The organism is Microbacterium sp. SLBN-111 (genome assembly GCF_049739645.1).
Taxonomy (GTDB): domain Bacteria; phylum Actinomycetota; class Actinomycetes; order Actinomycetales; family Microbacteriaceae; genus Microbacterium.
Map to the genome: position 1 here is coordinate 253474 of NZ_JBMGQH010000001.1, position 20109 is coordinate 273582.

Here is a 20109-nt window from a genome sequence, read left to right on the forward strand (position 1 = left end):
ACGCCGGCCTGCGCACAGGCATACACGGTCATGTTATCCGTGTTATCGGTTCGTGACCTGCGAGCCTGCTGGCTTTCCCGATGCCCCCCTCGCGCCCGGAGCGAACACCCGGCCCGCTCCGAGACACCCGGCCTAGGATCGACCCATGGCCGGTTTCTGGGGTAAGAGGAAGCGCGAAGAGCAGGATGCCGCGGATGCCGATCTCGCGCGTCGCGCCGAGCTCGCCATCGTGGCCGCGGACGAACGCGTCCGCCTGACCTCCGACGAACTCGACTTCGCGCGCGCCGAGCTGGGCGACAAGGCCACGGAAGACCTCGCCGCCGCCCTGGACTCGGTGAAGGTGCACCTGGCCGAGGCGTTCCAGCTCCACCAGTTGAACCACGACGAGATCCCCGACACCAAGGAGGAGCTGCGTACGCGCAACGCGCGCATCATCCAGCTCTCCCAGTGGGCGGAGGATCTGCTCGAGGAGCGCACGCTCGTCCTGCAGCCGAAGATCGACGCGGTGCGTCGCGCTCCCGAGACGCTCGCTCGCGTGCGGGCCGACCGCGACCGTCTCGCCGAACGGGTGCCGCACGCGCGCGAGATCGTCGACCGACTCGCGCAGCGCTACAGCCCCTCCGCCCTCCAGCAGGTCGCCGGCAACCCCGACGAGGTCCAGCAGCTGCTCGACTTCGCCGTCCACACCGCCGGGGTGTCCGAGCGCCGCCGCGAAGCCGGTCAGCGCGAGCAGGCGTCCGTCGCGCTCGAAGCGGCGACGGAGGCGGTCCGTCGGGCGGAATCGCTTCTGGATGCCGTGGACACCTTCGAGATCGAAGCCCTCCGCGCCGAATCCACTCTGGCCGCGGTGATCGACGATTCGCGCAGCGACCTGGTGGAAGCGCGGCGCGGTCCGCAGACGCCGACGGTGCTCCAGGCCATGGCGAGCCTCGAACGCGAGCTCCAGGCGCTCCCCGCCTCGGGCTCCCGCACGGACCCGTTCAGCGCCCTCTCCTCTCTCCGCCAGGCGAACGCAGACCTCGACCTCGCCCGGGAGCGCGCCGCCCGGCCGCTCCCCTCCCAGCAGCAGGTCGAGCACGCGATCGACGACGCGGACCGTCAGCTCGCCGTCGCCCGCGGCCTCATCACCGGCCACCGCGGCTGGATCGGCGCCGACGCGCGCACGCGCTTCGTCGAGGCCGAACGCCTGCGCGCGGGGCTCCCCCTCGGCCCCATCCCGGAGGAGCAGCGCGAGGTCGTGCTGGCCACCGCGCGGCGCGCCGGAGGCCTGGCATCCGAGTCCCTGCAACTGGCGCAGCGCGATATCGAGCAGTCCCGTCCCGACGACTGGGGCGGCAACGGCTTTGGCCAGGGCGGCTACGGGCGCGGCGGCGGCATGGGCGGCGGGAACATGGTCGGGGGGATGCTCGGCGGCCTCGTGATCGGCTCGCTCCTCGGCGACATCTTCGACGGCTGAACCCGTCATCGACGACGACGGGGCCCCGTCCATCTGGACGGGGCCCCGTTGCTCATTGGCGGCTCAGGACGCGACCGCGACCTCCGGCGGGGCTTGCGTGCCGAGCGCGATGACACCGTAGTCCCAGCCCTTGCGGCGGTAGACGACGCTCGGGTGGTCGGAGCGCGCGTCGATGAAGAGGAAGAAGTCATGGCCGACCAGCTCCATGCGGTCGACGGCGTCCTCGACCGTCATCCACTCGGCGTCGAACTCCTTCTGCCGGATGACGACGGGGCAGTACTCCTCTTCCTCGGCGGCATCCGCCTGCACGGGAATGGATCCCGTCGCGACGGCGCGCAGTACGTCGACGGACGCGGGCTCGAGGTCGATGCCGGCCAGTTCGCCGGTGCCCTTCTCGAACTTGGCACCACGCGGGTGGTTTCGGGCATCCACGCGCTTCTGCTTCGCCCGGCGTATCTGCTCCGAGATCTTGTCGACGGCCAGGTCCAGAGCGGCGAACTTATCGGCATCCGTCGCTTCCGCCCGGACCACGGGACCCTTTCCGTCGAGGGTGAGCTCAACGGTGTCGTCCTCCATCCGGCCGTTGCGATAGGAGCGATGCGTCACCTTGACTTCGAGCGCGTTCGCGCGGGGCGCGAGGTGCTCGATCCGGCTGACCTTCTCTTCGACCACCGAGCGGAATCGGTCGGTGATACCGACCCCCACGCCGACGATGCTGGTGTCCATCCGTGACCTCCTTGTTCCGGGTTCCGCCCGGTCTAAGGGCGGAACAGCCGTCGCCTTCAGTCATCCCCACGGTAGTCGCGTGGACACCTCCCTGTCACGTCTCAATCACCTCCGATTCACGTGTGGATCCGCTGCGTCGCGGCGTGCGCGCGAGAGCCACGGCGATGACCTCGGTCACCCCTGCCGTCCGGAGCGCCGCGACGGCGGCGCCGAGCGTCGCGCCGGTCGTGAGCACGTCGTCCACGACCACAAGGGGGCCGGGCGGCAACGCGCGCACCGCGAACGCACCGGCCACGTTCGCCAGGCGGGCGGCCCGCCCGAGACCGCGCTGGTCCGCCGCCGCGCGGGTGAGTCGCAGCAGCGGGACGGGGCGCGCGCCCGCGCGTCGGGCGAGCAGATCCACGGGCCGGTAGCCCCGCCGACGGTCCCCCGCGCGGGAGGGCGGCACCGTGGTCACCGTCGCGCCCGGGGGTGCTGCGCGCAGGGCCTCGGCGAGCGCGGGAGCGAGTGCACGGGCGAGCCCCGTGCGTCCCTCGGCCTTCAGCGCGCGGATCATCCGGGCCACGACGCCGTCGAACTCGAGGGCGCTGACGACCTCCACTCCGGGCACGAGGACGTCGCGCCGCAGCCGCGGCACCAGGCCGGCGCGGCATCCCTCGCACACGTCGACATCGAGCTCGCCGCAGCCGGCGCACGCGACGGGGAGCCAGAACGCCGACGCCTCGATCGCTGCGACGCGGACGCCGGTCGCGAGGGCGGGAACCAGGAGTGCCATGGCGACAGGATGCCGCGCGGACGCCGGTCCGCGACACAGTCCCGGCGCCATCCGTGGACGGATCCTCGAACCCGCAGCCCGGGGAGGAGGGGTCAGGACGTGGTGCCCTGCTGAACCGCGAGGACCCGGATGTCGTTCGCGACGAGCGTCCAGGAGCTGCCGCGACGGCTGAACAGGCGACCCGTCGCATCCAGGATCCGAACGCTCGCGCTGCCGCCCGCGATCGCCTTCGCGTCCTCGGGCACCGGACCGACCGTGCCGCGGCCGCCGACGTTCAGTTCGTCCAGATGCCCGGTCCCGTCCACCGTGGTCAGCACCCCGACGGTCGAGTCGTCCAGCCAGGCGAGGTCGAACGCGCCCGGCTCCGAGAACGACAGCACGTGAGGCGCGCCGAGGCTCACGGCGGTGCCTTCGCGGACGATCCCGGCGAGCCACACCTCGCGCACCCCCGCCACCGTGACGACGGCGGCGACGCGCGTGCCGTCGCGCGAGATCTGGAACGCCACGACCTCCGAGGCATCCGGCCACGCGTTCCCGATCTCTCGCGGAACGCCCTGCGGCGAGAAGGCGCGCAGTTGCGAGGGAGCGGTGCGCGGGACGCTCCAGATCTCTCCGTTCGAATCGATCGAGGGTGACAGGAGTCCGGCGCGGTCGTCGAGCAGGAACGTCCCGCCGTCGGCGAGCGCGCTCGCGACCGTGCCCTGCTGAGTGAGGACGGCGGCGAGGCTGCGGTCGGCCTCGAGCTCGATGCTCGTGGGCGCGAGCGATTCCACGGCGCCCGAGAGTGTGGGGATCGGTTCGACGGCGTCGCCGTTGAGCACTCCGAACTTCCCGTCGGAGTTCAGGACGGCCGGCGACGGGTCGACGCGGGTGACCTTCACCGGGAGTTCGGTCGCGGCGATCGGGGTCCCGTCGACCGTCATCTGGACGTCGCTGATGCCCGCGGTCGCGAGGCTGCGCGACAACTGCGTCTGCATCCGGTCGAGCGTCGTGCGGTCCAGCCCGAGCGCCGCCTGCGGCAGCTGCACCTGCGCGACCCCGCTGGTGGACAGGGTCACCGACCGTCCCACCAGCGAGAGCCCGTCGGGGAACGCGTTCTTGACCGCGCCGTCGAGCCACGCGCTGGGCTTCCCGTCCACGAGCGCGGTCGTCACGCGGCTTGCGACCAGGGGCCGCGGGAACCAGCGGACGTCCGGGACGATGTAGCTCCAGGAGGGGTCGAAGTACGCCACGGATGCCGCCTGGTAGACGGTGGGGAACACCTCTTCGTACAGCACGACACCGTCCGGCGCGGAGGTGATGCGCCACTGGTCGTTGACACGGGCGAGGGTGAACGGGAGGGATTCGGTGGCCCCGCCCACAGCCGGGGAGTAGGCACCATTGGCATCCACTCCGGCGATCGTGGAGAGCGCCACCGTGACCGAGGTGCCGTCGGCACCCGCGGTGGCACGACGATCCGCGAGGCGGTCGATCGTGACGCGCGCCCGCGGGTCCCAGGACGTTCCGGGGGCCAGGAACATCTTCGCCGTCGCCCAGTCGTCGGCAGGGCCCGACCCGGCGCGGAGGAACCCCTCGACGATCTCGGCCGGGGATGCGCCGTCCTGCGGACCGTCGGGGACGAACGCGAACGCCTGGGCGTCATCCCCCTGCGGACCGCGGCCGGGATTGACGTAGCCCGTCGTGGGCAGGCCGGTGCACGCGGAGAGCACCAGCACGAGGAGCAGGCTCATGCCCGCGAACGCGCGCTTCACGAGGACGGCCTTCCCTGTCGACCGAGCGAGATGGGCTGCGTCAGACCGAGCGCCTCCAGGGCCCCGCCCTGTTCGTCGTCGGGCACGAGCGGCAGCGGCGACCCGCCGAGCGGGCGTCCGTCGCGGGGCAGGGTGAGCAGGAAGTTCGAGCCGTGGCCGAGCTCGGACCACACCGACAGCGAGCCACCGTGCAGCCGCGCGTCGCCGAGCGCGATCGACAGCCCGAGCCCGGTCCCGCCGATCGTGCGCACGCGCGACGGATCCGCGCGCCAGAACCGGTCGAACACGCGCTCCACGTCCTCGGGTCGCATGCCCAGACCGAAGTCGCGGACGCTGAGGGCCACGGCATCCCGGTCGCTGTCGACCGTCACCACGATCGGGCGTCCCTCTCCGTGCTCGATGGCGTTGCCGAGGAGGTTGCGGACGATCCGTCGCACGCGGCGCCCGTCCATGTCGATCGGGGTGTACCCGCCCGGGGCGACCAGACGCACGTCGCTGCCGTGCTGGTGCGCGAGCTGCTCCATCGAGGCGATGACGTCCTCCGCGAGGTGGGCCATGCTCGTCGGCTCCCACTCGAGCTGCACGGATCCGGCGTCGTACCGGCTGATCTCCAGCAGGTCGGTCAGGAGGAGCTCGAACCGCTGCACCTGGGCATGCAGCAGCTCCGCGGCGCGGGCTGTGGTCGGCTCGAACTCCGAGCGCTGGTCGTTGATCATGTCGGCGGCGAGGCGGATGGTCGTCAACGGCGTGCGGAGCTCGTGCGAGACGTCGGAGACGAATCGCTGCTGCACGAGCGACAGGTCGGCGAGTTCCTTGATCTGCGCCTCGATGCTGTCGGCCATCGCGTTGAACGACCGGTTGAGCGTGGCCAGTTCGTCCTCACCGCGCACGGGAAGCCGGACTCCCAGATCCCCCGCCGCGAGCTTCGCGCTGGTCTCGGCGGCATCCGCGATCGGGGTGGTCACCGAGCGCAGCACCACCCACGCGATCGCCCCGATGAGCACCACGAGCACGAGGCCGACCACCCACAGCAGCACCTGCACGAACGCGAGGGTCTGAGCGGCGCTGGTGAGGTCGTACCCCATGTAGAGCTCGTAGTAGTCGACACCGTCCTGCGCCGGGAACCGCAGCTGATGACCGACCAGGATGCCAGGGACCTCGCGGCCCGTGTCGGACGGCAGCGCCACGGACTGCCACCACTGCAGATCCGGGTTGGACTGCACCTGCGTGCGCAGGGCGTCGGTGACGATGTGCGAGTCGAACGACGGCGAGATGAAGGGCTGCGGGGCGAGCGGCGACGGCGGACCGATGCGGTAGAGCGCGATCAGGTCGCTCGAGGACTGCTGCGACAGGCGCGTGGCGATCCCGTTCATCAGGGTCTGCGCCGCTGCCGGGTCCGTGGAATCCACCGCCGCGTCGAGCGTCGCCTGCGCGGCGGCGGTGGCGCGCTGCGCCTCCAGGAGCACCTGGTCCTTGCGCGCCGTGAACAGCTCGTTCTGGATGACCAGCGCCATCGCGACGCACGTGACGAGGATGGTCGCGGCCGTGAGCGAGACGGCGATCACGATGGTGCGGAATCGCAGCGAACGCCGCCAGAGGGTCGCCACGCGGTCGCGCACCCGGCGCCAGTCGGTCCGCCGCCCGACCCGGGAGACGGGGAGCGTGCGCACCGCGCCGGTCATGAGGACCTCAAGCCACCGCGCCGGCGCGATAGCCGACCCCGCGCACGGTGGTCACGATGCGGGGATTGTCCGGATCGGCCTCGATCTTCGCCCGGAGGCGCTGCACGTGGACGTTCACCAGGCGTGTGTCGGCCTTGTAGTGGTAGCCCCACACCTGCTCGAGGAGCATCTCGCGGGAGAACACCTGCTGCGGCTTCTCGGCGAGAGCGACGAGGAGCTCGAACTCCAGCGGCGTGAGGGCGATCGGGCTGTCGCCCCGTCGTACTTCGTGCGCGGCGACGTCGACGACGAGGTCGCCGATGCGCAGCGTCTCGTCGACCGGCGCCTGCGCGGGACGCAGCCGCGTCCGGATGCGAGCGACGAGCTCCTTCGGGTTGAACGGCTTGACGATGTAGTCGTCGGCCCCCGACTCCAGGCCCTTCACGACGTCCGCGGTGTCGGTGCGGGCGGTCAGCATGATGATCGGGATGCCGGATTCCGCGCGCACGCGCGTGCAGATCTCGATCCCGTCGACGCCCGGCAGCATGAGGTCGAGGAGGATCAGGTCGGGACGCTCGCTGCGCCACGCGTCGACCGCCTGGGCGCCGTCCGCGCAGAACACCGTCTCGAATCCCTCGGTGCGCAGCACAATGCCGATCATCTCGGCGAGCGCGGTGTCGTCGTCGACAACCAGGATCCGTGAAGTCATCGGGTGTACGTCTTCCGTCTCGGCCCCATTCGGAAACGGGCAATGCGCCACGGGTGGGGCGCATCACCCCCGAGCGTAGTCGACGCGTGCGCGATGAGGCCGAGCGTGTCGGGGGTGTGTGACACGATGAACCGGAAGCCGATGCCGAGGAGGCCGCCATCGTGACCGCGTACCCCGCCTGGACTCCGGCTTCACGCGCCGGAATCGTGCCTCTCCACCCCTACGGCTTCGGGACGATCCTCGGACGCTCCTTCGTGGCCCTGCGCCACAACCCCCGTGTTCTGCTGGGCTTCGCGCTCGTGGTCCAGACCGTCGCCTACGTGGTGGTCACCGTGGCGATCGCGGGGGTGGCGATCGCGAGCTTCTCGCGGCTGGACACGCTCGTCCAGGGCAGCGATGAGTTCGACGCCGTCATGGTCGGGTCGATCGCACTGACGGGCATCACCGCCCTCGTGCTCGGGGCGCTCGCCGGTGCCCTCGGCATCCTCGTCCAGGCCGTCGTCGTCAGCGAGGTCGCCTCGGCGGTCGTCGCAGAGAAGCCGACGTTGCGCGATGCGTGGCGCCGAGTCCGACCGGTGTTCCTGCGCCTCGTCGGGTACGCCCTCCTGACGCTGCTGGCCTCGATCGTGGTCCTCGCCGTGCTCGGCGGGATCGCCGTACTGCTCGGTCTCGCGGTCCTGCCGCTCGGCATCCTGGCAGGCGTCCTGTTCGTGTTGGGGCTCATCCCCCTCTATGCGTGGTTGTCGACGAAGCTCTTCCTCGTCCCCTCCGTGATGATCCTGGAGGGGGTCGGGATCCGCCGCGGCATCGTCCGTTCGTGGGTGCTGACGCGACGTCGGTTCTGGTCGACGTTCGGCGTGATCGCGATCATCTCGCTCGCGTTCGGGTTCGTCGCGCAGGTGATCTCGCTACCCCTGAGCCTGCTCTCCGGCGGTCTCACGACGATCGTCGCGCCCACCGGCGCGAACGAGCCGAGCGCGATCATCGCCTACGTGGTGCTCCAGCTCGTGGGGCAGATCGGCATCCTGCTCGTGCAGTGCATCGCCGTGGTCGTCCAGTCGACGTCGGCGGTCCTGGTGTACGTCGACGCCCGCATGCGCGTCGAAGGGCTCGATCACGACCTGGCGGCGTACGTCGAGGCTCGGGATGCCGGGCGGTCCGGGCTCGCCGACCCCTACCGGGTCGGTGTCGGCCGCACGTGGGCGCCTGCGCCCACCTGGGGCGCTCCGTCCAGCGGCGCGTGGCCCGCACCGGGCGGAGGCCCCGGCACTCCGGCCGGGCCCGGGTTGCCCGCGCCGTCCCCCGGCCACCCCTCCGTCGGGCAGCCCACCCCGGCGCCGCAGCCCGCCCCGACCCCGAGGCCGCAGCCCGCGGCCGCGCCGCAGCCCAGAGCGACCCCGGCACCTCAGCCCCCCGCACCGCCGGTGAGTCCTGCACCCGCGGCACCGCCGTCCGACCCGACCTCCTGGGCCGCTCCGGGCGGCCCGCCCCGCGAGTCGTGACCCCCGCTCTCTGGCTGAGGCCGGGCTCCACTCCGCTCCTCCCCGACCCCGACGAGGCCCGGGAGTGGGCCCAGCGCGAGCTCGCCGACCCCGTGTACCGTGCCGCGGAGCCGACGGCGTTCGACCGCGCGGCGCAGGCGGTCCGCGACTTCCTGGAGAGCCTGTTCTCCGCCCCCGTGTCGGGTGATTGGGGGCCCTGGGCGTTCGTGGTGCTGGCGGTGCTGGTGGTCGCCGCGATCGTCGTCGGCGTGCTGATCTGGGGACGGCCGCGCAGCACCGTGCGCGCCACACCGGCCGCCCGCGCGCTGTTCGACGACGACGACGGACGCTCGGCCGCCGAGCTGAGGGCGGACGCCGCGGCGGCCGCCGGGCGTGGGACCTGGGACGACGCCATCGTGCTGCGCTTCCGCGCCTTCGCCCGGGGGCTCACCGAACGCGGGATCGTCGATCCCCCACCGGGCGCCACGGCGCGCGCGTTCGCCCGTTCGGCCGCCGAGACCCTCCCGGTCCTCGGCATCCCGGCCGCGGAGGGCGCCGCCGCGTTCGACGACGTCCGGTACCTCGGACGGCCCGGCACCGCGGAGAGCTACGACCAGATCGTTCGCCTCGACGAGACCGCCGTGCGCGCGCGAGTCTCCTCGGAAGCGGCGGTCGCCCCGTGACCGCGCTCGCCGCCACACCGACCCGGCGCCGGGTCCGCGTCGGTGCCGGATGGATCGGTCTCGTCGCCGCCCTCGCGGTCGTGGCCCTCCTCGGAACCGTGCTCGTGTTCGGCGGGTGGACGCCGCGCGACGCCCTGGACCCGGAATCGCCCGCCCCCGATGGCACTCGTGCCCTGGTCCGGGTGCTCGAGCAGCAAGGCGTCCAGGTCGTCGTCGCACGGGATCGCGAGGCCGCGGAACGCGCGCTCGCGGCCGCGCCCGCGACCCTCGTTCTGCGCGATGCGCCGATGCTCTCCGATGAGGCCCTCCGGCGGCTGCGCACGCAGGCCCGCGACGTCGTGCTCATCGAACCGCGCTCCCGCAGCCTCGACGTCCTGCTGAACGGCTCCACCCTGGGCGGGGTCGTCGACGAGCAGACGGTCGACCCCGCGTGCGAGATACCGGCCGCGAGCGGCGCGGGACAGGCCCGCGTCGGCGAGCTGTACCTGCCAGGCCCGGGCGTAGCGGGGTGCTATCCCGGCGACGACGGCTTCGGCGTGCTCGTCGCGAACGAGGGAGCCGACGAGGGAGCGACCGACGGAGACGGCACGGTGGCGGCGCTCGACGGCCTCTCCGTCGTCACCAACCGCACCCTGCCGCTCGATGGGAACGCCGCGCTCGCCCTCGGCCTCCTCGGCCGCTCGCCGACCCTGGTCTGGTACGTCCCGTCCCCCGCCGACGCCGACACGGGAGCCGCCGCCCCCACGCTCGGCGACCTCACGCCTCCGTGGGTGACGCCGACGATGGTGCTGCTCCTGCTCGCGGGCCTCACGGCCGCCGTGTGGCGGGGGCGCCGCTTCGGACCCCTCGTCGCCGAGCGCCTCCCGGTCACCGTGCGCGCGACCGAGACGACCGAGGGGCGCGCCCGCCTCTACGCGGCGTCCCACGACGCCGCCCACGCCCTCGGCGAGGTGCGAGCGGCCACGCGCCGACGCCTCGTGCGGATGCTGGGCCTCTCGCCCCGCACGACCCCCGAGCACCTCGCGGACGCCGTGGCCGAGCGACTCGGCGCGGATCGAGCGGTGGTGCACGGCATCCTGATCGAGGATCTTCCCCGCACCGACCGCGACCTTGTCGCGGCGAGCGATCGCCTGCGCGACCTCGAGACGAGCGTCCGCGCGACCCTTCCCACGGAAAGGACCCCCCGATGACCGACAGTCCTCTCGGCGCCCCCGACTCCACTGCCCCGGCCGCCCCGGCGAGCGCCGCCCCGCGACCCGACGGCGACGACGCGGCCCTGCGGCAGGCGATGCACCGGGTCCGCACCGAGGTCGGCAAGGCCGTCGTCGGGCAGGACGGCACGATCACCGGGCTGCTCATCGCCCTCCTCGCCCGCGGCCACGTGCTGCTCGAGGGTGTGCCGGGCGTGGCGAAGACGCTGCTGGTGCGGTCGTTCAGCCGCGCGCTCGGTCTCGACACGCGCCGCGTGCAGTTCACCCCCGACCTGATGCCCGGCGACGTGACCGGATCGCTGGTCTACGACGCCCGGTCGGGCGAGTTCGAGTTCCGGGCGGGCCCGGTGTTCACCCACGTGCTGCTCGCCGATGAGATCAACCGCACGCCGCCGAAGACGCAGGCCGCGCTCCTGGAGGCGATGGAGGAGCGTCAGGTGTCCTCCGACGGCGTGAGCCGGCCCCTTCCCGACCCGTTCCTCGTCGCCGCGACGCAGAATCCCGTCGAGCACGAGGGAACCTACACGCTGCCCGAGGCGCAGCTCGACCGCTTCCTGCTCAAGCTCGTGGTCGATCTCCCCGGGCGCGACGCGGAGGTCGACGTCCTCCGCCGTCACGCGGGCGGGTTCGACCCCCGTCGTCTCGGCGAGGCCGGGGTGGATGCCGTCATCACGCCGGCCGAGATCCTCGCGGCGCAGCACGCCGCGGCATCCGTCGCCGTCGCCGAGGACGTGCTCGGGTACGTGGTCGACCTGGCCCGCGCCACGCGTCAGAGCCCGTCCGTTCTGCTCGGAGTGAGCCCCCGGGCGTCGACGGGGCTGCTGGCCGCGGCGAAGGCCTGGGCGTGGCTCGGCGGCTACCCCGCCATCACCCCCGACCACGTGCAGACGATGCTCGTGCCCGTGTGGCGGCACCGGATCCGCCTCCGGACGGAAGCCGAGATCGAAGGAGTCTCGGTGGATGCCGTTCTCACCTCGGTCCTGCAGCAGACCCGCGTCCCGCTCTGATGTACGTCACCGGCCGTTCGGCCCTGCTCGTCGCACTGGGGGTCGTCCCGGTGATCCTCTTCACGGCGGCCGGGGCGGAACCGTGGAGCGTGGTGGGCGGGTGGGTGCTGCTGTGCACGGGACTCGCCGCGGCCGACGTGATCCTCGCTGCGAACGCCCGAAGCCTCGAGGTCACACGGGTCCTGCCCGAACGGGCGCTGCGGGATGTGCCCCTCGCCGGCGAGCTGCGGGTGCGCAACCTCGGGCGCCGCACGCTCCGGGCGCAGGTGCGCGACGCCTGGCAGCCGACGGCGGGTGCACCGTCGGAGCGCCTGCAGCTCACCGTTCCTCCCGGCGAGCGCCGCGGGACCGCGCTGTCGCTCCTGCCGCGGCGACGCGGCGAACTTCGCAGCGAGTTCGTCGTCGTGCGGTCGGCGGGTCCGCTGGGTCTGGCCGGGCGTCAAGCGAAGCTCCCCGTTCCCGCGCGGCTGCGCGTGCTGCCGCCGTTCACCTCGCGACGGCATCTTCCGTCGCGGCTCGCGCGGCTGCGCGAACTCGACGGCAACACGACGCTGCAGATGCGCGGACAGGGCACGGAGTTCGACAGCCTGCGCGAGTACGTCCGCGGCGACGACGTCCGCTCGATCGACTGGCGTGCGACGGCGCGCGCGGGCGCGACGATGCTGCGGACCTGGCGCCCGGAGCGCGACCGGCACGTCGTCATCGTGATCGACACCGGGCGCACCGCCGCCGCGCGCGTGGGCGACGGTGCTCGGCTCGATGCCGCGATGGAGGCCGCCCTCCTGCTCGCCGCGCTCGCGACGCGCGCCGGTGACCACGTGCACCTCCTCATGTTCGACCGCGTCACCCGGGCCCGCGTCACTCGCGTGGACGGTGCGCAGCTCCTTCCCGCACTCGTGGAGGCCATGGCTCCCGTCGACCCGCAGCTCATCGACACGGACTGGGATGCCGCCCTCGCCCACGTGCGCGGTTTCACGCAGCGTCCCGCGCTCGTGGTGCTGCTGACCGCCGCCGATGACCCCGAGGCCGCGCGGGCGTTCCTCGCGTCGCTCCCCGCCGTCGCCGCGCGGTCGCGCCTGCTCGTGGCCACGGCCACCGACGGTCCGGGCGAGACCCCGGAGCGCGACGACGCCGCCGCCGTCTACGCCGCCGCAGCCATCGAGCGCGCGCGGTCCGACGCCGATCGCGTGCGCGCGGCCGTCGAGCGCGCGGGCGGCGACGCGGTCTCCGCCTCGGCCGACGACCTGCCGCCGCTCGTGGCGGACCGCTATCTCGCGCTGAAAGCCGCCGGGCGGCTGTAGCGCGAACCCCGTCCCGGCCGCGGGGCACGGCATCCCTCCGCCTGACGGCCCCGACCGAGCACGGCCGTGACGCAGCGACGGATCACAGGCATCCCAGGCGTAGCACACAGCCGACCATGCATCCCGTCGCATACGTCGCGGCTTATCCTGGGGGGTACCCTTTCCAGCCGCCGGCGTGTCCCTCCGCGCACGGTTCGGCCGTCTACGCACAGGATGCGGGAGCTCTCTTGCCAGGAAACGCCACCACCCGCTTCGACGACGTGGCCCTCGTGTCGGTGGCGAGCGTGCTGCCCAGCCGCGTGACCACGTCCGACGACATCGAGGAGCGTCTGGCTCCCGCGCTGTCGCGTCTGAAGCTCAAGCCCGGACTCCTGCGACGGGTCGCGGGAGTGGTGGAACGCCGGAACTGGGCCGAGGGCGAGTCGTCCGACGAAGCGACGATCGCGGCCGGCAAGCAGGCGCTCGCCGAGGCGGGCGTCGACCCGAGCGAGATCGGGCTCATCATCAACACCTCGGTGACGCGCAAGCACCTCGAGCCCTCCGTCGCGGTGCGCCTGCACCACGGGCTCGGGCTGCCGAGCTCGGCGATCAACTTCGACGTCGCCAATGCGTGCCTGGGCTTCATCAACGGCATGAGCCTCGCGGCGGGCATGATCCAGTCCGGTCAGGTCAAGTACGCCCTCATCGTCAACGGCGAGGATGCCGACGAGATCCAGGTCAACACGATCAACCGGCTCGTTCGCGAAGACCTCGACCGCGACGCGTTCATGCAGGAGTTCGCCTCGCTGACGCTCGGTTCCGGTGCAGCCGCTGCCGTGCTCGGCCGCGCGAGCGACCACCCCGAGGGGCACCGCATCGTCGGCGGCGTGACCCGCGCCGCGACGCAGTTCTACGACCTGTGCGTCGGCAGCGTCGACGGCATGTTCACCGATGCCAAGGCGCTGCTCAAGGGCGGCCTCGACCTCGTCGTCTCGGCGTGGAAGGAAGCCCGCGGCGAGTTCTCGTGGACGGGCATGGACCGCTACATCACCCACCAGGTCTCGTCGGTGCACACCTCCGCGATCGTGCGCGCCGCGAAGCTCGACCGCGGCCGGGTGCCGGTCACCTACCCGCACCTGGGGAACGTCGGCCCCGCTTCCATCCCGATCACCCTGGCCGACGAGCAGAAGACCCTGCGCCGCGGCGACCGCGTCCTGCTGATGGGAGTGGGCTCCGGGCTGAACACCGGGATGCTGGAGCTGGCCTGGTGACGATCACGGACCTGTCCGCGACTCTTCCCCCGGCGGGCCTCCCCGGTCTCGATCCCGCCCTGTCCCGCCTCGTCGAGGTCGACGGCGCCGACGCGGACGCCGGTCACCGGCGCACGTGGCACGTGCTGGACACGGGCCCCGCGCTCACCGCGCGCGGCCTCACCCCCGTCGGGACGATCGTCGCCGTGCACGGCAACCCGACGTGGTCGTACCTCTGGCGCGCACTCGTGAACGCGTCGCTCGCCCGGGCCGAGGCGGGCGCCCCCGCGTGGCGCGTCGTCGCGGTGGACCAGCTCGAGATGGGCTTCTCCGAGCGCACCGAACTGCGCCGGACGCTCGCGCAGCGCATCACCGATCTCGGTGGCCTCGTCGACGCGCTCGGCATCCAGGATCCGATCGTGACGCTCGGGCACGACTGGGGCGGACCGATCTCGCTCGGCTGGGCCGTGCAACACCGCGAGCGGCTGGCCGCCGTCATTGCGCTGAACACCGCCGTGCACCACGCCGAGGACGCGCCGCTGCCGTTCCCGCTGCGTGTGGCGACCGCGCGCGGCGTGCTCGCCGCCGGCACGACGGGGACGACCGCGTTCCTCGACACGACGCTCGCGCTCGCCGACCTAGACCCCGCCGTGCGGGCGGCGTTCCGCGCCCCGTACGCCACGGCCGCGCGCCGACGCGGGATCGGCGCGTTCGTCGCCGACATCCCGGCGACCGCCGCGGACGAGAGCACCCCGGCACTGCGGAGCCTGTCCGCCGGCCTGCGCGAGCTCGACGTGCCGGCCCTGCTCCTGCGCGGCCCGAAGGACCCGGTGTTCCTCGAGGCGCACCTCGACGACCTGGTCGACCGGCTACCGCACGCCGACGTGCACCGTTTCGAGGGCGCGGGTCACCTGATGGCCGAGGAACGCCCGTACGCCGACGCGGTGCTCGACTGGCTCGCCGCCCAGAGCGCTCCGGATGCCCGTACCCCCGCACCCGCGGACGACACCCCCGCCCCCGCACCCCTGTGGGACGCCCTCACCCGCCGCCGTGACGACGACGACGTCGCCGTGATCGACATGGCCGCGCGCCGGGGCGGCGCCGGGCTGCGGGTGAGCTGGCGGCAGCTCGCCGCCCGCGTCGACGAGATCGCGGCGGGACTCGACGTCCTCGGCGTTCGCGCCGGAGATCGCGTCTCCCTGCTCGTTCCCCCGGGGCCCACGCTCACCGCGGTGCTGTATGCGTGTCTGCGCATCGGCGCGGTCGTCGTCGTGGCCGACAGGGGTCTCGGCATCCGGGGACTGTCCCGTGCCGTGCGCGGCGCCGTGCCCGACGTGGTCATCGGCGAGGTCGCGGGGCTCGCGGCCGCGCGCGCCCTCGGCTGGCCGGGCCGGCGCCTGTCGGCGACCGCACTCCCCGCCGCCACGATGCGCGCCCTCGGGGTCGAAGCGAGCCTCGCCGACGTCGCGCGCGCGGGCCGCGGTCGCCCCCTGCCCGCACCGCCCGCCGCGGACGCCGACGCGGCGATCCTCTTCACGTCGGGGTCGACGGGACCGGCGAAGGGCGTCGTCTACACGCACCGCCAGCTGTCCTCGCTGCGCGACGCCCTCGCGGAGCACTTCGCCGTCGGACCCGACACGGGGCTGGTCACCGGCTTCGCCCCGTTCGCCCTCCTCGGACCCGCGCTCGGCACCCGCTCGGCGACCCCCGACATGGACGTGTCGGCGCCCCGCACGCTGACGGCTGCCGCGGTGGCCGCCGCGGTGCGCGCGTCGGACGCCCGGATCGTGTTCCTCTCCCCCGCCGCGGTGCGCAACGTCGTCGCGACCGCTTCCGCGCTGAGCACCGACGACCGCGCAGCCCTGGCCCGGGTCGACACCTTCCTCTCGACCGGAGCCCCCGTGGGCACACCGCTCCTGCAGCGGGCGCAGCAGCTCATGCCGAACGCGACGGCGCACACGCCCTACGGGATGACCGAGTGCCTGCTCGTCGCGGACGTCACGTTGCCGGAGATCGTGGATGCCACGGCCTCCGGCGATCGCGGAGTGTGCGTGGGCGCGCCGATCGGCCGCGGACGGGTGCGCATCGCGCCCCTCGACGCCGACGGCCGCGCCACCGGCACCCCCACGACCGACGCCGGAGTCACCGGCGAGGTCGTGATCAGCGCGCCGCACCTCAAGAGCGGCTACTTCCGGCTGCACCTCACCGACCGCGAGGCGACCCGCGACCTGGGCGACCTGCGCGGCCGCTGGCATCGCACCGGCGACGTGGGGCACCTCGACGCGGCGGGACGCCTGTGGATCGAGGGACGCCTCCCCCACGTCATCACGACCGCGGACGGTCCGGTGACTCCCGTCGGCATCGAGCAGGACGTCGAGTCCGTGCCGGGCGTCGTCCGTGCCGCCGCCGTCGGCGTGGGACCGGTCGGGCGGCAGGTCGTCGCCGTGGTGCTCGAACGTGATCCGGGCGTGCGGCGCGCGGGCGTGGCATCCGCGGGTCTGACCGAGGTCGTGCGCGCCGCGACCGGGCAGCCGATCGCGGCCGTGCTCGTCGTGCCGACGCTCCCCACGGACATCCGGCACAACTCCAAGATCGATCGCTCCCGCCTCGCGGCGTGGGCGGAGCGCGTGCTGGCCGGCGAGAAGCCGACGGCGCCGTGAGGGTTCTGGCCACCGGGGCGTCCGGCTTCCTCGGGCGCGCGGTCGTGCGCGCTCTGCGAGACACCGGGTACACCGTACGAACTCTGCAGCGCCGTCCCTCGGGCGTGCCGGGCGCCGAGGACCGCCTCGGCTCCGTGACGGACGCCGCCGCCACGGCCGCCGCCGTGGAGGGCGTCGACGCGATCGTGCACCTCGCGGCGAAGGTGTCGCTCGCCGGGGATCCGTCGGAGTTCCGCGCCGTCAACGTCGAGGGCACTCGGACGCTGCTCGACGCCGCCGCCGCAGCCGGGGTCACGCGCATCGTGCACGTCTCGTCGCCGTCCGTCGCCCACGCCGGGCACGCGCTGGCCGGGGTGGGGGCCGAGCCCGCCGACCCCGTCGGTGCCCGCGGCGAGTACGCCCGGACGAAGGCCGAGTCCGAGCTTCTCGCCCTCTCCCGCGCCGGGGACACGGCATCCCTCGTCGCGATCCGACCGCATCTCGTGTGGGGGCCGGGCGACACGCAGCTCATCGCTCGCGTCGTGGATCGCGCCCGACGCGGGCGGCTGCCGCTGCTGAACGGCGGCACGGCCCTCATCGACTCGACGTACGTCGACAACGCCGCGTCCGGGATCGTCGCCGCCCTCGCACGCGTCGACGACGTCAGCGGACGCGCGTACGTGCTGACGAACGGCGAACCCCGCCCGGTCGGCGATTTGCTCGCAGGGATCTGCCGCGCCTCGGGCGTGCGGCCGCCGCGGTTCAGTGTCCCCGCGGGACTCGCGCGCGCCGCGGGCGGGCTCGTCGAGCGGGTGTGGGCCGTGCGGCCCGGCACCGACGAGCCGCCGATGACCCGCTTCCTCGCCGAACAGCTCTCCACCGCGCACTGGTTCGACCAGACCGAGATCCGCCGCGACCTGCGCTGGTCGCCCGCCGTCTCGATCGACGAGGGCCTGCGCCGCCTCTCCCGCGCCTGACCCTCGGCATCCCGCCCTCCCGCCGCGACGCGGCCGCCCCGCCCCCCCTTTCCGCGATAGGGCGTCGCCCCGGCGACGGCAGCCACAACGGCAGCGACAGCAACGACAGCAGCAGCACGGCGGCGACACAACGGCCGCAGCGACAGCAACAGCACGGCAGCAGCAACAGCACGGCAGCAACCGCGGAAGGCCCGCCCCACGCGGGGACGGGCCTTCCGGACGGAGCACCCGGCTGCGAAGCTGCCGGCGCGGAACTCAGACCAGGTCGAACCGGTCGAGCTCGGTCACCTTGCGCCACGCGGCGACGAAGTCCCGGACGAACTTCTCCTTCGCGTCGTCGGAGGCGTACACCTCGGCGATCGCGCGGAGCTCCGAGTTCGAGCCGAACACCAGGTCGACGCGCGTGCCGATGCCGACCGTCTCGCCCGAACCGTCCTTCGTGCCCTGGAACGCGTGCTTGCCGGCGTCGAGCGGCTTCCACGTCGTCCCGAGGTCGAGGAGGTTCACGAACACGTCGTTGGTCAGCGCGCCGGGGGTCGCGGTGAACACGCCCCAGTCCGAGCCGTCCCAGTTCGCGCCGATCGCGCGGAGACCCCCGACCAGCACCGTGGTCTCCGGCGCCGTGAGCGTCAGCAGGTTGGCCTTGTCGAGCAGCAGGTACTCGGCGGGCAGACGCGCCTCGCGGGAGGCGTAGTTGCGGAAGCCGTCGGCCACCGGCTCGAGCCAGCGGAACGAGTCGACGTCGGTCTGCTCCTGCGTCGCGTCGGTGCGGCCCGGGGTGAACGGCACCTCGACCTCGACGCCACCGGCACGCGCGGCCTGCTCGACACCGGCGTTGCCGGCGAGCACGATCAGGTCGGCGATCGAGACCTTCTTGCCGTCCGCCGCCTGCGCGTCGAACTCGGCCTTGACGTTCTCGAGGACCGAGAGCACGGATGCCAGCTGCTCGGGGTTGTTGACCGTCCAGCTCTTCTGCGGCTCGAGGCGGATGCGCGCGCCGTTGATGCCGCCGCGCTTGTCGCTGCCGCGGAAGGTCGAGGCCGCGGCCCACGTCGTGGTGACGAGCTGCGGCACCGACAGTCCACTGTCGAGGATCCGCTGCTTCAGCGCCGCGGCGTCGGCCGCGTCGATGAGCGGGTGGTCGACCGCGGGCACCGGGTCCTGCCAGTCGAGCACCTCGGCCGGGACCTCGGAACCGAGGTACCGGACACGCGGGCCCATGTCGCGGTGGGTGAGCTTGAACCACGCGCGGGCGAAGGCATCCTGGAATGCCGCCGGGTCCTCGGCGAAGCGACGCGAGATCTTCTCGTACGCGGGGTCGACGCGCAGCGCCAGGTCGCTCGTCAACATGCGCGGCTCGCGGCGACCCTCGGAGTGGGCGAGCGGGACCATGTCGGCACCGCCGCCGTTCTTCGGGCGCCACTGGTGGGCGCCGGCGGGGCTCTGGAAGAGCTCCCACTCGTAGGCGAACAGGATGTGGAAGAACTCGTTGTCCCAGCGGGTGGGGTGGTACGTCCACGTGACCTCGAGGCCGCTGGAGATGGTGTCGTCGCCCTTGCCGGAGCCGAAGTCGTTCTTCCAGCCGAAGCCCTGGTCCTCGATGTCGGCGGCCTCGGGGTTCGGACCCACGTTGCTGTCGGGCGCGGCGCCGTGCGTCTTGCCGAAGGTGTGACCGCCGGCGATGAGCGCGACCGTCTCCTCGTCGTTCATGGCCATGCGCCCGAACGTCTCGCGGATGTCGTGCGCCGACAGCTGCGGGTCGGGGTTGCCGTTGGGGCCCTCGGGGTTGACGTAGATGAGACCCATCTGCACGGCAGCGAGCGGCTTCTCCAGCTCGCGGTTCCCGGTGTAGCGCTCGTCACCGAGCCACGTGGTCTCGGGGCCCCAGTACACGTCGTCGTCCGGCTCCCAGACGTCGGCGCGGCCACCGGCGAAGCCGAAGGTCGGGAAGCCCATGTCCTCCAGCGCGACGTTTCCGGCGAGGATCATGAGGTCGGCCCACGAGATCGCCTGGCCGTACTTCTTCTTGATCGGCCACAGCAGACGACGGGCCTTGTCGAGGTTGACGTTGTCGGGCCAGCTGTTCAGCGGTGCGAACCGCTGCATGCCGGCGCCCGCGCCGCCACGGCCGTCGGTCACGCGGTAGGTTCCGGCGCTGTGCCAGGCCATGCGGATGATCAGCGGACCGTAGTGACCGAAGTCGGCGGGCCACCAGTCCTGCGACGTGGTCAGCGCCGCCTGGATGTCCTTCTTCACGGCGGCCAGGTCGAGAGCCTCGAACGCGGCCTTGTAGTCGAAGCCCGCGTCGAGCGGGTCGCGCTTCTCGTTGTTCTTCGCGAGGATCTTCACGTTCAGGCTGTCGGGCCACCACACGCGGTTCGCCGACCCGCGGGTCGGGTGGGGCAGGGCACCGGCCGGCTCGCTGTCGGGCGGGGGCCTCGCCCACCGGCAGTCGGTTGTCGTCGGGGGCGGCGCCGTCGTGGAAGACGGGGCACCCGTTCAG

General features: G+C 73.0%; 15 protein-coding genes. 9 read left to right on the plus strand and 6 right to left on the minus strand.

The window, feature by feature from the left end:
* Nucleotides 1-145: 145 nt before the first annotated feature.
* Nucleotides 146-1456, plus strand: a complete 1311-nt coding sequence (locus tag RKD05_RS01235; RefSeq protein WP_424707524.1) for a hypothetical protein — start codon at nucleotides 146-148, stop codon at nucleotides 1454-1456.
* Between the two features lie 63 nt (nucleotides 1457-1519).
* On the opposite strand, the gene hpf is transcribed toward RKD05_RS01235, so the two are convergent.
* From hpf to mtrA, 5 genes are all read right to left on the minus strand, one after another.
* Complete coding sequence (hpf, locus tag RKD05_RS01240; protein WP_424707526.1) at nucleotides 1520-2182, minus strand: ribosome hibernation-promoting factor, HPF/YfiA family; 663 nt, start codon at nucleotides 2180-2182, stop codon at nucleotides 1520-1522.
* A gap of 94 nt (nucleotides 2183-2276) precedes the next feature.
* Entirely contained in the window at nucleotides 2277-2957 is a 681-nt protein-coding gene (locus RKD05_RS01245) for a ComF family protein (protein ID WP_424707527.1), read from the minus strand.
* Nucleotides 2958-3049: 92 nt separating this feature from the next.
* Nucleotides 3050-4708, minus strand: coding sequence for an LpqB family beta-propeller domain-containing protein (locus tag RKD05_RS01250; protein ID WP_424707529.1), 1659 nt, complete (start codon nucleotides 4706-4708; stop codon nucleotides 3050-3052).
* Nucleotides 4705-6390 carry an MtrAB system histidine kinase MtrB gene (mtrB, locus tag RKD05_RS01255; protein WP_424707530.1) on the minus strand — a complete coding sequence of 562 codons (1686 nt, stop codon included), beginning with the start codon at nucleotides 6388-6390 and terminating at the stop codon, nucleotides 4705-4707. Before mtrB ends, RKD05_RS01250 begins: the two co-directional genes overlap by 4 nt.
* Before the next feature lie 7 nt (nucleotides 6391-6397).
* A complete protein-coding gene (gene mtrA, locus RKD05_RS01260; protein ID WP_022878914.1) occupies nucleotides 6398-7078 on the minus strand; it encodes an MtrAB system response regulator MtrA in 681 nt (226 codons plus the stop codon).
* Between the two features lie 161 nt (nucleotides 7079-7239).
* Here mtrA and RKD05_RS01265 point away from each other — a divergent pair, with 161 nt between their 5' ends.
* The 8 genes from RKD05_RS01265 to RKD05_RS01300 all read left to right on the plus strand — a co-directional run bounded on the left by RKD05_RS01265 (nucleotide 7240) and on the right by RKD05_RS01300 (nucleotide 17606).
* Nucleotides 7240-8580: a glycerophosphoryl diester phosphodiesterase membrane domain-containing protein gene (locus RKD05_RS01265; protein ID WP_424707531.1), complete on the plus strand. Its 1341-nt coding sequence runs from the start codon at nucleotides 7240-7242 to the stop codon at nucleotides 8578-8580.
* A complete protein-coding gene (locus RKD05_RS01270; RefSeq protein WP_424707533.1) occupies nucleotides 8577-9242 on the plus strand; it encodes a DUF4129 domain-containing protein in 666 nt (221 codons plus the stop codon). Before RKD05_RS01265 ends, RKD05_RS01270 begins: the two co-directional genes overlap by 4 nt.
* On the plus strand, nucleotides 9239-10432 hold the full coding sequence (locus tag RKD05_RS01275) for a DUF4350 domain-containing protein (RefSeq protein WP_424707535.1): 1194 nt from the start codon (nucleotides 9239-9241) through the stop codon (nucleotides 10430-10432). The genes RKD05_RS01270 and RKD05_RS01275 overlap by 4 nt, the downstream gene beginning before the upstream one ends.
* Nucleotides 10429-11460 (plus strand): AAA family ATPase, encoded by a 1032-nt coding sequence (locus RKD05_RS01280; protein ID WP_424707537.1) that lies wholly within the window; start codon nucleotides 10429-10431, stop codon nucleotides 11458-11460. The genes RKD05_RS01275 and RKD05_RS01280 overlap by 4 nt, the downstream gene beginning before the upstream one ends.
* Nucleotides 11460-12761 (plus strand): DUF58 domain-containing protein, encoded by a 1302-nt coding sequence (locus RKD05_RS01285; protein ID WP_424707538.1) that lies wholly within the window; start codon nucleotides 11460-11462, stop codon nucleotides 12759-12761. Before RKD05_RS01280 ends, RKD05_RS01285 begins: the two co-directional genes overlap by 1 nt.
* 227 nt (nucleotides 12762-12988) lie before the next feature.
* Nucleotides 12989-14011, plus strand: a complete 1023-nt coding sequence (locus tag RKD05_RS01290; RefSeq protein ID WP_026096098.1) for a 3-oxoacyl-ACP synthase III — start codon at nucleotides 12989-12991, stop codon at nucleotides 14009-14011.
* Complete coding sequence (locus tag RKD05_RS01295; RefSeq protein WP_424707539.1) at nucleotides 14008-16650, plus strand: alpha/beta fold hydrolase; 2643 nt, start codon at nucleotides 14008-14010, stop codon at nucleotides 16648-16650. Before RKD05_RS01290 ends, RKD05_RS01295 begins: the two co-directional genes overlap by 4 nt.
* The gene (locus RKD05_RS01300; protein ID WP_424707541.1) at nucleotides 16647-17606 is read left to right on the plus strand and encodes an NAD-dependent epimerase/dehydratase family protein; all 960 of its coding nucleotides are present in this window, start codon (nucleotides 16647-16649) and stop codon (nucleotides 17604-17606) included. Before RKD05_RS01295 ends, RKD05_RS01300 begins: the two co-directional genes overlap by 4 nt.
* Nucleotides 17607-17861: 255 nt before the next feature.
* Here RKD05_RS01300 and katG read toward each other — a convergent pair whose 3' ends face one another.
* Nucleotides 17862-19979 (minus strand): catalase/peroxidase HPI, encoded by a 2118-nt coding sequence (gene katG, locus RKD05_RS01305; RefSeq protein WP_424707542.1) that lies wholly within the window; start codon nucleotides 19977-19979, stop codon nucleotides 17862-17864.
* Nucleotides 19980-20109 lie beyond the last annotated feature (130 nt).